The organism is Marinobacter koreensis, from assembly GCF_023156285.1.
GTDB classification, from domain to species: domain Bacteria; phylum Pseudomonadota; class Gammaproteobacteria; order Pseudomonadales; family Oleiphilaceae; genus Marinobacter; species Marinobacter koreensis.
This window is the reverse complement of sequence record NZ_JAKZAJ010000001.1, coordinates 617,814-632,564: the sequence shown is the minus strand read 5'-3', so window position 1 is coordinate 632,564 and position 14,751 is coordinate 617,814. Positions and strand designations below refer to the sequence as shown.

At 52.6% G+C, this 14,751-nt stretch carries 12 protein-coding genes; all 12 read right to left on the bottom strand.

Annotation, left to right across the window (positions count from 1 at the left end; all coding sequences use genetic code 11):
• Window positions 1-33: 33 nt before the first annotated feature.
• The 12 genes from MLD04_RS02990 to MLD04_RS02935 all read right to left on the bottom strand — a co-directional run bounded on the left by MLD04_RS02990 (window position 34) and on the right by MLD04_RS02935 (window position 14,749).
• The gene (locus MLD04_RS02990) at window positions 34-654 is read right to left on the bottom strand and encodes an acetyltransferase (protein WP_248154631.1); all 621 of its coding nucleotides are present in this window, start codon (window positions 652-654) and stop codon (window positions 34-36) included.
• Window positions 651-1,715, bottom strand: coding sequence for an N-acetylneuraminate synthase (neuB, locus tag MLD04_RS02985; protein WP_248154629.1), 1,065 nt, complete (start codon window positions 1,713-1,715; stop codon window positions 651-653). The genes MLD04_RS02990 and neuB overlap by 4 nt, the downstream gene beginning before the upstream one ends.
• A complete protein-coding gene (gene neuC, locus MLD04_RS02980) occupies window positions 1,715-2,890 on the bottom strand; it encodes a UDP-N-acetylglucosamine 2-epimerase (RefSeq protein WP_248154627.1) in 1,176 nt (391 codons plus the stop codon). The genes neuB and neuC overlap by 1 nt, the downstream gene beginning before the upstream one ends.
• Window positions 2,890-4,041 carry a LegC family aminotransferase gene (locus MLD04_RS02975; protein WP_248154625.1) on the bottom strand — a complete coding sequence of 384 codons (1,152 nt, stop codon included), beginning with the start codon at window positions 4,039-4,041 and terminating at the stop codon, window positions 2,890-2,892. Before MLD04_RS02975 ends, neuC begins: the two co-directional genes overlap by 1 nt.
• Window positions 4,034-5,020 carry an NAD-dependent 4,6-dehydratase LegB gene (locus MLD04_RS02970; protein ID WP_248154623.1) on the bottom strand — a complete coding sequence of 329 codons (987 nt, stop codon included), beginning with the start codon at window positions 5,018-5,020 and terminating at the stop codon, window positions 4,034-4,036. The genes MLD04_RS02975 and MLD04_RS02970 overlap by 8 nt, the downstream gene beginning before the upstream one ends.
• Before the next feature lie 108 nt (window positions 5,021-5,128).
• Window positions 5,129-7,072: a polysaccharide biosynthesis protein gene (locus MLD04_RS02965; protein WP_248154621.1), complete on the bottom strand. Its 1,944-nt coding sequence runs from the start codon at window positions 7,070-7,072 to the stop codon at window positions 5,129-5,131.
• A gap of 22 nt (window positions 7,073-7,094) precedes the next feature.
• Entirely contained in the window at window positions 7,095-7,652 is a 558-nt protein-coding gene (locus tag MLD04_RS02960; RefSeq protein WP_248154618.1) for a sugar transferase, read from the bottom strand.
• A 1-nt stretch (window position 7,653) separates the two neighbouring features.
• Window positions 7,654-8,607: a UDP-glucose 4-epimerase family protein gene (locus MLD04_RS02955; RefSeq protein ID WP_248154616.1), complete on the bottom strand. Its 954-nt coding sequence runs from the start codon at window positions 8,605-8,607 to the stop codon at window positions 7,654-7,656.
• Window positions 8,600-9,733, bottom strand: coding sequence for a glycosyltransferase family 4 protein (locus tag MLD04_RS02950; RefSeq protein WP_248154614.1), 1,134 nt, complete (start codon window positions 9,731-9,733; stop codon window positions 8,600-8,602). The genes MLD04_RS02955 and MLD04_RS02950 overlap by 8 nt, the downstream gene beginning before the upstream one ends.
• A 116-nt stretch (window positions 9,734-9,849) precedes the next feature.
• On the bottom strand, window positions 9,850-10,989 hold the full coding sequence (locus MLD04_RS02945; RefSeq protein ID WP_248154612.1) for a glycosyltransferase family 4 protein: 1,140 nt from the start codon (window positions 10,987-10,989) through the stop codon (window positions 9,850-9,852).
• On the bottom strand, window positions 10,982-12,919 hold the full coding sequence (gene asnB, locus MLD04_RS02940; protein WP_248154610.1) for an asparagine synthase (glutamine-hydrolyzing): 1,938 nt from the start codon (window positions 12,917-12,919) through the stop codon (window positions 10,982-10,984). Before asnB ends, MLD04_RS02945 begins: the two co-directional genes overlap by 8 nt.
• Before the next feature lie 717 nt (window positions 12,920-13,636).
• Complete coding sequence (locus tag MLD04_RS02935; protein ID WP_248154608.1) at window positions 13,637-14,749, bottom strand: glycosyltransferase family 4 protein; 1,113 nt, start codon at window positions 14,747-14,749, stop codon at window positions 13,637-13,639.
• Window positions 14,750-14,751 lie beyond the last annotated feature (2 nt).

Here is a 14,751-nt window from a genome sequence, read left to right as displayed (position 1 = left end):
CGACCATAATACAGCGAAACTAAATTCAGCAGGCTACACCCTGTCTTTAATGACAAGCGAGCCGGCCTTGATAAAACAATTCGCGGATAAAATAACACCCTGAATGATGGTCGCACCCGCGCCAATAAAGGCATGCTCACCAATAGTGACGTTGCCACATACAGTCACTCCGGGAGCAACATGTGCGTGTGCACCAATGCAAGAATCGTGATCGACAGAACTTGCTGAGTTGACGATAGCGTTGCAGCCCACCTCAGCTCCAGCCTGAATAATAGCACCCGCCATAACCTGTGATCCCTCGTGCACGACCGCACTGGGAGCGACGCTCGCGCGAGGATGAATCAATGGTGGAAAACGGAAGCCTGACTCGCGAAATCGAACGTAAAGAGCCGCTCTTGCCTTATTGCCCGGCATTTTCCCCACGCCGTTCAACAGCCAAACATCTTGCGGCAATACTGACAAGAGATAGTCATCACCCCCAAGAACTGGGAAGCCCTGCCAATCCCGGTGATTTTCGTTTACCAAAACCGGGTCGCAAACGCCAGTAACATATCCTCCCAGGGCAATAGCCAAGTCGGCTACAACCTTCGCATGTCCGCCGGCGCCCAACAATACGCAGGGCCTTTTAGCGAGATCCAGCGTATCGGAGCTCACTCAAGTACCTCGCCAGCCTCATAATCGCGAACAGCCGGCATATCAATCAAATCCCAAAACCTCATCGGGGACAAGCCTCGTCCACACCGTGCTGTACTTAATGATTCGCGATTCACAATGTCACCCTTCTTCACCGCCCCAACAAATAATAGTTGCTGCCTCGCCGCCTGCCGCGTATCCCACTCGCTCGCTTGTGGTCGTTTAATACCATCACCAAGAGCCAACTCGACGCCCCGAATTTGACTCACCATGGCTGTCAGTTCTCCAGGCTCCAGAGAAGCCTTATGATCTGGCCCAGGCAAATCACGATCAAGCGTGAAGTGCTTCTCAATGATCGCAGCTCCGCGCGCAACTGCAGCAACCGGAATAACAAGCCCCTCAGTGTGGTCCGAATAGCCAACGGGCAAACCAAAGGCGCATTGCAGTGTATCCATGGCCCTGAGGTTCACTTCGGGCATCGGGGTTGGGTATTGGGAGGTGCAATGTAGCAGAGTCACCTTTTTCTCAATGGCTAGGCGAGCATCCGTCGTGCTCCAGAACCGCCAGACATCCTCCTGCGAACGCGGCTCGCTTTCATGGCAATATCCGTAGGCGACGACCGCCAAAGCTTGCTCGATTTCAGCCAGGGTGGACATCCCAGTAGAGATAATCAAATCTTTACCAGTCCTTGCAAAGGCGAGAAGGAGCGGACCATTCGTAATCTCGCCAGAGGGAACTTTGTAGAATGGCAAATCCAGGGACTGCAAAAAACCGAGGCTTTGAGTGTCGAAAGCAGTTGAAATAAAAACGAGGCCAAGTGACTGAGCATAATCCTTGAGATCTTGATGCCACGCCTCGGGCAACTCAAGACGCTTGAGCATTGCCAACTGGGACTCTTGGGAGTCCGTCGTCTGCCGCTGATAACTGGCTTTTGGCGCACTCAGGGCAGCCAATCGCTCAGCATTAAACGTTTGAAACTTCACTGCATCGGCGCCAGCATCTGCCGCTACCTTAATAAGATCAAATGCCATTTGGCGATTACCGTTATGATTAACGCCTGCCTCTGCAATGATTTTGACCACTAGACTCCCCCGCCCTGAATTAACGCAAGATCGTAGAATACTTTGGCATCCGGAGGGTCTAAGCTGCAAAGCACTTCCATGATTTTGCGGCTTGTATCTCCCTCTCCATACGGATTTTTCGCAGACCGGGCACGTTGTTTGGCTTCAGTGGTTAACGCCTGCTGGATACCCGATTTGATGTCAGCGACGCGTGTACCAACATGGACGACCGAATCTGCCGAAAGTCGCCCCTTTTGTCGAACCCCCACATTCACCGCGGTAGTGCCAAGTGACGGCACTTCAATAATTCCGCTTGAAGAATTTCCAATCACGGCAGCACTTTCCTGGACGACACTCAAATACCTGGCAAGCCCAAGTGACGGTATAGCCCAAGCCCTGCCCGGTTGTTTCGTAACATACTGCTCTATCAACCTTATGAGTTGATCGGCACCATTGTCGGAATTGGGGTATGTGAACAACACTTGATGGTCCGGGAACTCATTTAAGGCCGCCAGAATATTGCCGAATGTCTTTCCAGGATCTTCATCTGCCGCCGTCACGGGATGATAGGTAACCAAAAAAAATGGCTTGCAGAGGTTCAAAGCCAACTGCTGATTGATTGTCTCAAGTGGCACCCTGGGAATATTTCGGATATTTTCCAGTCCTAACGCCCCGACATTCCAGACACAAGCAGGCTGCTCTCCCAACTGAATCACGCGCCGCCGGTAGGCCTCACAGGAGACAAAGTGGAAATGTGCAAGCTTGGTAATCGCGTGGCGGATCGAGTCATCATAAGCGCCTTCGGTCACTTCACCACCATGCAGATGCACAATAGGAATTCGCATGACCGCAGCAACTTGAGCCACAGCGAGTGCTTCAAATCGATCTCCGAGAATGACGAGAAAATCAGGCCGCAACCTCTCAAGCGCATCAGCGAAACCCAAGGTGCCCACACCCATCGATTTGGCTATACCACAGGCAGTATCCGACGCCAGCAACATCTCAACTTTGGCGTCAATCGCAAATCCGTCCTGCTCAATTACCCGCCAGGTTTCTCCAAAACGAGGAGACAAGTGCATACCACTGACGATGAGTTGGAGATCAAATTCAGACGATCTCCTGAGTTTGATCATCAAAGGATGCAACAGACCGTATTCAGCACGGGCACCGGTAAAGACCGCAACCTTCTTAGCCATTATCCGGACTTCACACTACTGGGCAAATTCACCAATCGATCCGCAATATAGCGAGAGTTCTTCAAACCGTCGCTCATGCAACGTTGATACATGGGAAGATCCTTCATTAGCTGCCAAACGGGTCGTGACATCACACCACTTTCATTGGTCTCCTTCAGCAGTTGCTCCCGGTCTTCTCGTGAAGGGCAAAGCACTGCGTTCAACCAAAAGTTACTCGTGCACTCAGCTGGCTCATCCACAAATTCGAACCCACTTCCGCTGAAAAAGGCCCGATACCTTTCCGCCAACGCCCGCTTTTCTTCTAGAAAGCTTTGCAGCTCTTGCATCTGGGCTACTCCCAAAGCGGCGTTGATGTTCGGCAACCGATAATTGAAGCCAACTTCATCGTGAACGTATTCGTACGCGTGGGCTTTCTTTGCAGTAGTGGTCAAGTGCTTGGCCCGGGCGGCCGTTTGTAGATCACTCAGAATCATACCGCCGCCGCCAGTCGTAATGATTTTATTGCCATTAAAACTGATGGCCGCGCTCATTCCGAAGGTGCCGGTATGCCGCCCCTTGTAAAAACTCCCCAAGGACTCAGCCGCATCTTCGACCAAGGGAATACCCCACTTCTTACAAACTGCTACGAGCCGGTCAAGATCACAAGGGTGGCCAAATGTGTGCATGGGCAAGCAGGCACTTATTCGCTTACCGGATTCTCGCTCAATACAAGCTCCCTTTTCACTGAATGTAGCCCGCTTTTCTAGCCAAACAGCCAGTGAATCCGGACACATACCAAGGGTCGATCGCGATACATCAATAAAAACCGGTTCTGCGTTGCAGTAATGAATAGCGTTGCAGGTGGCAACAAAAGTCAGTGCCTGGGTAAGAACAAGATCCCCCTGGCCAACTCCGGCCAACTTTAGGCAGATATGCAAAGCCGCTGTTCCATTCACGGTTGCAACGGCCGCCTCGCTCCCGGTATAACCAGCAACATCCCGCTCAAACTGGCTTACAAATTCGCCGACACTGGACACAAAAGTCGATGAAATTGTGTCAGCCACATAGCGCTTCTCATTGCCTCGAAAAACGGGAGCGTGTAGCGGAATAAACTCATTACTTTGGTAGTGATCCCGGACGAACTCAACAAGGCTTTCTGCTATGTCAGACATTATAAATGCCAGCCTTGTAGTGCTTCAGGTTGTCTGAATTCAAAAACCAGGCAATGGTTTTTCTTAATCCATCTTCAATGGAATGCTCTGGCTTGAAGCCGGTCAGCTCATGCAGTTTGGTATTGTCTCCCCACAAACGAAATACCTCCGATTTACCGGGCCGGATTCTTTGCTCGTCCGTAAGAAATTCCACGTCACTTTCCATGATATCTCGGATTATCTTCAGTGTATCACCCACTGAAATCTCGAAGTTCGAGGCAATATTCACTGTCTCCCCAATCGTCTTTGGCGATCGGGCAAGGGCCAAAAATCCCCTGCAAGTATCTTCCACATAGTTAAAATCCCGGGTTGGGGAGACGTCTCCCAACTTGATAGATTTCATGCCCGAAGCGATTTGGGTAATGATCGTTGGAATAACTGCTCGAGCCGACTGGCGAGGGCCATACGTATTGAACGGGCGAGCGATGGTCAGAGGTAAATCAAACGCGTTGTAAAAGCTCATCGCCATTGCGTCAGCGGCAATCTTCGACGCACTGTAGGGGGACTGGGGCTGAACCGGATGCTGTTCATTGATCGGCACGTATTGGGCAGTACCATATACCTCACTGGTCGAAGTATGAACAACACGCTTTACACCATTCTCAAGCGCAGCCTGGCAGATATTCAAGGTGCCCTTCACATTGGTATCTACGTAGCTATCCGGAGCCACGTAGGAGTAGGGAATAGCAATCAATGCCGCCAGATGGTAGACCGTGTCGACGCCCTTGGTAATATGCTTACAGTAGTGAGGATCCCGCACATCACCATTCAAAACCTCAATTGAATCGAGGCAGTCGGTATTTTCTAGCCAGCCCCAATAATTGAACGAATTGTACTGGGAGAGAGCCTTAACCTTATATCCCTCCCGGGCCAGAAGCTCCGTCAGATGGGAGCCAATGAATCCGTCCGCGCCGGTCACTAATACCGTTCCTTTGCTCAAAGCATCCCTCCTGTTTACCAAGTTGTGTTCGAAACTACTATTATCGCAATCGCGGTATAGAGGCGATAGAGGGAAATGGACTTCCTTGTCGGTCAACAGCTATCGAAATCAGGACTGGGGCAACTGATGAACGACTGCTTTGCGTTCAATCGGACTGAGACGATCCTGAATTTGGTTACACCATACCAAATCCTCAACATCACCATTAGGGGCAAATCCCGTCGGAGCGTGCCTTAACGTATCCACAACGGTCTTACAATCAAATGCGTGGCTGGCCCTTGTGAGATCGTTAAGGACCTTCTCCACCTCCTTCCATGACATAAAAGCCTCTTTGGCCATCATGATTCTCGGATGCGCAGTGCCCTGAGGGTTGTCACTAATCAGCAACTCTTCAAACAATTTCTCGCCAGGCCGAAGACCGGTATAGACAATTTCGATGTCACCATCGGGCGCTTCTTCGGTTTTCTCCGATAAGCCCATCAAATGAATCATTTTCCTGGCCAGATCCGCAATCTTGACCGGCTCCCCCATATCCAATACGAAGACTTCACCACCGGCTCCCATGCTTCCCGCCTGAAGCACGAGCTGGCTGGCCTCGGGAATGGTCATGAAGTAGCGAATGATTTCTGGGTGGGTCACAGTTATTGGGCCGCCGTCTCGGATCTGATCACGAAAGAGGGGCACGACCGAGCCCGAAGACCCCAGGACATTGCCAAATCGCACTATCGAGAACACCGTGGAAGCTTGGCGCTCTGCCAGCCCCTGAAGCACCAACTCCGCCATGCGTTTGCTGGCACCCATGACATTGGTCGGGCGCACGGCTTTATCCGTCGAGATGAGAACGAATCGCTCCACGCCTACATCAATGGCGGCTTCCGCCAAATGGTAGGTACCAAACACATTGTTCTGAACACCCTCAATTACGTTGTGTTCCACCAGCGGAACATGTTTGTAGGCTGCGGCATGATAGACCGTTTGTATACCAAAGGTCCGCATCACGGATTCACACCGCCGACGATGCACCACGCTACCTAGTAAGGGGTGAAGTTCGACGCCAAGACTCTCAACCTCGTTGATCCTCTTGAGCTCTCTTTCGATCTTGTAAAGGGAGTATTCACTTCGCTCAAAAAGAACGAGAGATCTCGGTTTATGGCGCAGAATCTGCCGACACAACTCCGAACCGATGGAGCCTCCCGCTCCGGACACCATCACGGATTTGTCAAACAGGCTTGCCGCAACCACGGCTGCGTCTGGCCGCACAGGATCCCGCCCTAACAAATCCTCGATTTCCAGGTCACGAATATCATTGATGCGTGCCTGCCCCGATAATAACTCTGATACCGATGGTACGGTCTGGACAGGAATTTCCAAAGGCTCAAGCCTGGACAGTAACTGTTTCCGATCGACCCCTGAATAAAGGTCTAATGCCAGAAGAATCCGACGGACATTATACCGAGCCAAATGCTTGGAAATCAGGTCGATGCTCACCACCGGGAGATCGTCAATCATGGTTTTGTGATTGGCCCTGTCCATAGTGACAAACAATACTGGCCGGTACTCCGTTCCCTGACGCAGGGCCGATGCGAGTGCCATACCGGTTTCACCTGCTCCCACAATCGCCACCGGCTCCTTGTTTCGCTGGTTAGGATGATTCACCAGCATGCGAATACCGAGACGGGTGCCACTCACGAACAGGAAAGCCAGGGCGCCGTATATGATAGGAACGGAGCGCGGGACTGGCACCTGCAACATGTACCCGAGAACAATAAGCGCCAAGGACGAAGCTGCAACCCCATAGATGATCGTCATCAAAGCCTTGTCACCCAAAAATCGGATAACTGCCCGGTAAAGTCCCAGCCGTATAAATACCCCAATGGTAAAAACAACCGTAATGGCCGCGACCAGAATGTGCTCCCTGGTTGGTATCCAAAGATCCTGCTCCAGGCGAAGCGAAAACGCCGCCCAGATAGCCACGAACAAGACGATCATATCCGAGGCAACGGAAATCAGACGCTTGTGAACCCTTGGCAAATTCAGGAAGGTAATAAGCATTTTGTTTCCTTCACGACGGAAATCAATTTTTCCCTGGCACCCGATCACCGACCCCTTTTCCAGTGAAAGTCATCAGAATATATCGAAAGTAGGCGGATATAGTCAGGCTTGCAAGCATCTTTGCGTCAGTCTCAGCCAACAGCACCGGCGTGGACATGTCAATGTCACTAACTTGAGCCAATCCAGTAATGCCAGGTCTTGCGGACAGAACACCACGAATCTCACGCTCCCGAATCAAATCCTCCTGATTGAAAAGCGAAGGCCTGGGACCAACTAAGCTCATCTCCCCCTTCAGCACATTCCACAACTGTGGCAGCTCATCAAGCTTGGTCTTGCGCAGGAGGCGCCCCAACCGCGTAATGGAAGTTATACTTGCCAAATGACTGGCCACAGAGGACGTATTCACCTTCATCGTCCGAAACTTAACCAGTGTAAATGGTCTCTTGCCCTTACCTACTCGCTCCTGAAGAAATAAGGGGGCACCCGTATCAAATATTCCAATAATAAACAGCAAGAGCAGTATCGGAAATCCAATTAAAAGACCAACCAAAGAAAACACAATATCCAAAAAACGAATCACCCTAACCATCCTGACTATTGCTAAAACAGCGCCTTAACCCCTCATCTACGGATATCGGAGGCTTCCAATCCAACACATCTCGTGTTTTAGAAATATCTACTTGCAAAGACCCAACTAGCCGCTGCGCTATAGCTCCTTTGCCGATAACCGAAAGCCCGAGCTGCAATAAGGCAACGGGCAAGGGCAAGAGTCGCGCCTTTCTTCCCATGGCCTCACCCACGCGCCGCAAAAGCTCGCACGTTGATAGATCCTCTCCATCGCCTGCCAAAAAGACCTGATTTGCGGCGGAAGGATGGTGGATACATGTGACAATCAGATCTATCAAATTATCCAGTGCCACCAGAGAGCGTTTATTGTGAACCGCACCCAAAGGCAAGGGCAATCTCTTAGCAATGATTCTGGCCATACTAGCGAAGTTGCCTTTCACTCCCGGACCATACACCAGCGGGGGACGAATAATCACCACCTCCATGCCTGTTTCCAGCGCAATCCGCTGCAGGCCCTGTTCTGCCTCCCACTTTGAGATGGCATATGGATCTTCCGGAGCAGGAAGGTCATCAGCCTTGAAACATCCTCCTGGCGGGCTCTGCTCTCCATTTACCTTAATAGAACTGATAAAGATAAAACGGCGAACTGCAGCCGCTGCGGCTTGGCGGGCAAGGTTGAGAGTACCAGCCACATTCACCTCGCGGAACTCGGCAAGCGGATCAACGGCTCCATCATCCATGATATGTGCTCGGGCAGCGGCGTGAACGATAACACGCTGGCCCTGCAATGCCTCAGCCCAATCCGTATCGGCATTGATCTCACCCACGGTGATAAGCACGGAATGATCACCCTCCAACTTTGCTCGCACGGCACCCCGAACAAGGGCCGACGGCTGAGCAGCTAACCGCGTTATCAGTTGGCCGCCGACAAAACCGGACGCTCCCGTGACCAGAATCCCCTCAGGCATCCTGAAGTAACTCCTCATAAATCTCTAAGTGCTGTTCCACAATACTATTAATAGAAAAGGCTTGCTCCGCCAGTTCACGACCTGCTTTGCCCATGCGCATCCGGCGTTCGGGCGCTTCAATCAATACTTGTATGGCATCCGCCAGTGCCGATGCGCTTTTTACCGGTACCAGAACGCCTGTTACATCCGGCTCTATAGCATCGCGGCAGCCGGGTACATCCGTCGTAACCACAGCCCGACCACACGCTGCCGCCTCAACCAGACCTTTCGGCAAACCCTCCCGATAGGAAGGCAAACACACAATATTGGCGGCTCCATACTGCCTCGCTATATCAGAGCGGTAGCCGACCAATTCGACAATACCTTCGGCTGACCAATCATCTAGCTCTGCCTGCTCGACGCTGGTAGGGTTGCCCGGGTCCGGCGCACCGATGAGGCGCATCACCAGCTCAACACCACGGGACTTTAACAGCCTGGCCGCTTCAACAAACTCATAAACACCCTTATCCCGCAACAATCGGGCAGCCATCACAACAACCGGCGTGCCTTCGGGTTCTGGCACAAATGAGTAGTTGAAGAGATTCACGCCAGAACCACGAATCATTCGCGTCTGACCTTTTTGAAGTGCGCCTGCCGCCAACAATCCCTCACGATCATCTGGATTCTGAAAGATCACCGCCAGACGTCTATGTTTAAATGCCAACCGATAAAGCCCCGAGACCAACACACGACGAACCTTAGCTGTCGCCGACTGCGCAACAAAAACGGTTCCCAGTCCGGACACGGCAGCAATCACGGCAGAAACTCCCGCCAGCCGGGCAGCTATGCCGCCGTATAGGACAGGTTTTATGGTAATCAAATGCACCAGGTCCGGTTTTAATGCCCGGAACAACCAATACAAACTGATGAGAGAACCCAGCTCCGCAAACGGGTTTTGCCCACTTCTGGCAATGGCAACAGTATGGTGCACTATGCCCAGGCAACGGATTTCTCGGACGTCCCCCCCTTCTGCTGTCGCAACATGAACCTCATACCCGGCGTCTTGAGCGGCAATGGCTATCGGCAACCGATGCGAAATAAAAAACTCAGGGGCATTGACAACAAACAGGATTTTTTTAGCTGTCAATGTACTACCGCCCACGCCTGATCATCACCAAACTCCAAAGATAAATACGGCCAGTTGTGCCTGCCACTCAGATGCTCAACTCACAGCCAAAACGACCGGCCCAGCCATTACAAACTCTAATCGCAAGCGGCATGAAACCAGCATGCCTCATACGCTTCTACCATAGCGTCTATTGAAAACTTTTCCGAAATTCGCCGACTACTCGCAACTTTTCGAGCCTGCCACTCTGAGGGAGAGTGAACCCACTCCTGAGCTAACTTAATGATCAGATCACCCAATGCCTGTGGATCACGCGCAGGACAGCATGCTTCTTGATCGCCCAAGATCTCCAAAGCATCACCGACATCAGTAGAAACACAAGGAGTACCGCAGGCCATAGCCTCGGCGATGACATTCGGAAATCCTTCCGAAGAGCTAGAAAGTATATGCAGATCCAACGCGTTCATAACAGCCGGAACGTCCGGTCGTTGCCCAAGCAAAAGCACTCTATCTTGCAGGCCAAGCTCCGCAATATGTTTTGCCAGGCTAAGGTTATCAGGAGACAGCCCTTTGCCAATCAGTAGGCAGCAAAAGGGGATCTTGGATTCCGCTACCCGAACCAGAGCTCGCAGCAGGTTGGAATGATCTTTCAATGGATCAAAGCGCCCGACGCTGCCAATGATAAAATCGTTTTGGCCCAGGCCCAGCTCCGCGCGCACCTTGGCACCGGCGGCCGCGTCAGACCTGAAGCGAGATAGATCGTAACCGTTTGGTATCACGCGCAGCTTTCGCGGCGAGTAGCCGATGTCAGCATGAACATCCCGTGCTTTTGTGGCACAGCAAATGATCTTATTCGGTACCCAGCTCGATAAAAGCGCACATAAACGGGCAATCATGATCGTTGATCGTTTCGACTTACCCTTCTCAAGTGTTGAATGACGAATTCCCCAAAATACGCGCCGCACTCCAGCCAACTTTGCCGCAATGCCGCCCAGCAAATCGGCGTGGTACATCCAGGTCTGCACCAAATCTGGCTGCTCCGCACGAATCAGCCTGACCAACCGGAAGAGCCGGACGATGCCAGGTTTTCCAGGATTCATCCCCAGGCAATGAACCGTCACACCAGACCGACCCAATAGAGGTCCATACTTGCCCTCATCCATCAGTGAAATGACCACATGTTGCACTTGTTCGCTATGCAGGCACAGTCGAGCCAGGACGCCTTCCGCACCACCATCATTCAGGCCGGTGATGATATGTACAACTTTCTTAGTCATGCTGATGTTCCAACCAGGCCTGAAACATCAGCACGTCCCAAAGGTAATAATGCCAGCGACGCTTTCCGGAGACATGTTCCTCCCACATCTTGCGAATAGGGGCCGGATTGAAAAAGCCTTCCTCACGCAGGCGCTTCTCGTCCAACAATTCCTCCGCCCATTCCCGCAATGGCCCACGCAGCCAGTGCTCAATCGGTACTCCAAACCCCATTTTAGGCCGATCCATAAGCGCTTTAGGGACATATCGATAAAGCACCTGACGGAGCAGCCACTTTCCCTTCCCATTGCGGTATTTGTAATCAGTCGGCACCCGCCAAGCGAATTCGATCAATCGATGATCAAGCAGTGGTACGCGAGCCTCCAAACTCACCGCCATACTGGCCCGATCAACTTTGGTGAGGATATCGTCGGGTAGGTAGGTCATTGCATCCAGGTACATCATCCGTTCACGCAACCCGGGCAGACCAGACATGCCCTCGGACCGATTTAGTATGGTGTGTGGTTCCTTGGCTCCCAGTACGAGCTCTTCGGGCTTCTGCGCATGGGAAACAAAATGGCGGTAAAATGATTGGCTATCCGGATAGGCCAGCATCTCGGCCAGCTTAGGCAAACGGTCAGCGAAGTGATCGATACGCAGCCGCCGGGGCAAAAATCCCATGGCTTTTTCCAGTCCACGGGCCGGCGCATGCGCAATCAGTGACGCCAAGGCCCGACGCAATGGCACGGGCACGCGTCCCAGTTTTCTCCAGATCGCATCTGCCTTGAAATAGCGTCCATAACCGTAGAACAATTCGTCACCGCCATCCCCGGATAAGCTCACCGTTACATGTTGCCGGGCGAGCTGGCTGACCAGAAACGTGGGAATCTGGGACGAATCTGAAAAAGGCTCGTCATACATGGCTGGTAGTTTGGGGATGACGGCCATCGCCTCCTCTGGCGTGACGTAAAGTTCCGTGTGATCGGTACCCAGGTGCTCCGCTACTGCCTTGGCATGCTGGGCTTCATTGTACCCCTTTTCATAGAAACCGATGGTAAAGGTCTTAATCGGCCGCTCGCTCTGCGCCTGCATGAGCGCGGCAACGGTTGTCGAATCATACCCACCGGAGAGGAACGCCCCCAGGGGCACATCTGCAGCCATGCGCCGGCCCACGGCATCGCGCAGTAGCCCATCAAGCTCATCAGTTAGTGCCACAGGTTCTCCAACGGCAGCGGCGACACCTTGCTCTGCTATCTTACCAAGGTCCCAGTAACAAATCGGTTCGCCCACATTTTTCCCGTTCTCGCGGATGGCGACGAAATGCGCCGGCGGCAGCTTGGCGATGCCCTGGTAAATACTCCAGGGCGTGGGCACGTAGTTGTGGCGCATATACAGCGCCAAGGCATCACGATCAATTTTGCCCTGCCAGTCCGGATGTGCGGCGAGCGCCTTGAGCTCTGAGCCAAACAAAAAATTGTTGCCGCTACGGCCATAATAAAGCGGCTTCTCGCCCATGCGGTCACGTGCCAGGAACAAAATTTGGTCATCCGCATCCCATAACGCAAAAGCGAACATGCCATTCAATCGCTCAAGCGTCCCTCTTACACCCCAGTGGCGCAAGGCCGCAAGCAAGGTTTCCGTATCAGAATGACCGCGCCACTTGAAGGCGGCATTTTGAGCCTCAAGGTCGGCTCGCAAATCCTGATGATTATAGATTTCGCCATTGAAAATCAGCGTGTAACGCTCGCAAGGCGACTGCATAGGCTGGTGCCCTGCTGGAGAGAGGTCGATAACGGCCAAGCGACGGTGTGCAAGTGCAAGTCCGGCAGCCACATCGTTCCAAACGCCGGCGTCGTCCGGACCGCGACTTTGGATTCGCAAGGCCATCCGCTCGGCGACTGTCTTGTCCACTACCCATCTTTTATTCCCCCAGAATCCCGCAATCCCGCACATAAATTCTAGCTAATCCTTATCTCAAAATGCGATGAACCACAAACGTGCCCACAGGCATAGGGTTCAGCCTTCGTATGATAGAACCGCGCTTACAAAAGGCCATTAAAAATCCATAGAGCTTGGACTTCACCTTTCGATCAGTTTTTCATACCGTTGAAGGGACCATGCATTGAGCTCTACGGCCCATGATGGCCCCGTGGATGGTCACAAAAGCTATAATTATTGAAAAGGCAGGCTGCTCAAGCTGATTATGGGAAAAAAGTCCGGCAACCCACAGCTGCAAAACTATAGCGCGCCCGATGCCGAAACTGTGTCTCGATAGCAAAAACATCAACAAGAAGTATAGTGCCAGCCCTATGACTCCCCCTTCTACTAAAGACAGTAGATACATATTGTGAGGCCCCACCGAAAGCCCCCCACTCCTTCGTGTATCCGAGCCCGTGACCAAGCAGCAGAGCGCTAGCAGCTTCGTGAAAAGAAAATTCAATCAGATGTATACGACTCGACGCGGCATAGTCCGAAAGAGAAGAGGAATATTGATTACACCCCGCCTGCCACGCTGACCGGAATTTCGCTTGCTTGAGCAGACGAAGTCCACCAGATCTCGGTACAGATGGATGAAGCCACTAACCGGAAACTCTGCTGCAAGCGCGAATTGAACAGGGTTGCCCAGTGGTAGCTGGACAAAACAAAAAGGTCTTCTCAAACCTCAGCACTCTATTTATTGAGACCCAGCGCATCATCCCATTGAGCCATCACCCGTTCGGGAGAAAACCGATCCCTCACAGTGGTGGCAGCCTTGCCCATGCATCGAAGCCGCTCATCGTCTTGCATGAGGGTCACCATCGCCTGGGTTAGACCTTCCTCGCCGTCGGAAGGAGGAACCAGAATGCCATCAACCCACTCCCGTATTATATCGGCCGGGCCGGTTTCACAATCGAAACTCACTGCTGGCAACCCGTGCGCCAAAGCCTCGAGCAAAGTGTTCGGAAACCCCTCGAAGCGCGAACTCATCACATACAATTCAGCCCGTTGATACCAGTCGGCCATATTCCCTACACGCCCGGGAAGAAGGATTCTCGCCGACAATCGTAACTTTTCGACTCGCGCCTCAAGCGCCGCGCGCTCATCTCCCTCCCCAAGGATCACCAAATCCCAGCCCGGGAAACACTCCACCAGTTGGGCAAATGCATTGATCAGGCCTGAAAATCCCTTCTCCTCACCCAGACGACCAACCGCCAAAACCACACGCCGTGCCGACCCTATCCAAACCGCCGGATCCAAGTACGGCTCAGAAACCGGCAGCGGGTAAACGCAGGGATTTGGAATCACCACGCTACGGGCCCTCGGGCTTTCTACAGCCAACCACTCGCTACCACGCAGTGTCTGCATCACCACCGTTGAAGCCCAAGGGTATGTCCAACGGCGCAATCGGCTCCAGAATTGACCCATCGGCATGGCGGGTGGATATGTTCGTTCCGAGACCACCACCGACATCTTAAGCCCGCGCGTTACCATCAGCGCTGCCACATTTACATGCGGCAGAAATGATATCACGCAATCAGGTCGCCACTCTCGCACCAGCTGCCACATGGCCAGAAAGCGCCTCGGAAGTGTTAGTGGTGACCTGCGCGTAGTGCCGACCCGGTCAGCAAGGTAGACCAGTTGCACCCGTTTATCCAATGGATAAACGCAGTCACCCCGTCCGGAGAACGTCGGCACAAGCATCACCCGATGTCCTTGCTCTGCCCAATGATTACAAAGTAGAGCGGCCACGCGCTCAGCCCCTCCTCCGTGCATGGAGCTTACGAAAAAAAGGACACGTTTCATGA

Coding starts and splice junctions, on each gene's coding strand:
- neuC (WP_248154627.1), bottom strand. CDS start 2,890: ATGGCTAAGAAGGTTGCGGTCTTTACCGGTGCCCGTGCTGAATACGGT.
- MLD04_RS02975 (WP_248154625.1), bottom strand. CDS start 4,041: ATGTCTGACATAGCAGAAAGCCTTGTTGAGTTCGTCCGGGATCACTAC.
- MLD04_RS02965 (WP_248154621.1), bottom strand. CDS start 7,072: ATGCTTATTACCTTCCTGAATTTGCCAAGGGTTCACAAGCGTCTGATT.
- MLD04_RS02955 (WP_248154616.1), bottom strand. CDS start 8,607: ATGCCTGAGGGGATTCTGGTCACGGGAGCGTCCGGTTTTGTCGGCGGC.
- MLD04_RS02945 (WP_248154612.1), bottom strand. CDS start 10,989: ATGACTAAGAAAGTTGTACATATCATCACCGGCCTGAATGATGGTGGT.
- asnB (WP_248154610.1), bottom strand. CDS start 12,919: ATGTGCGGGATTGCGGGATTCTGGGGGAATAAAAGATGGGTAGTGGAC.
- MLD04_RS02935 (WP_248154608.1), bottom strand. CDS start 14,749: ATGAAACGTGTCCTTTTTTTCGTAAGCTCCATGCACGGAGGAGGGGCT.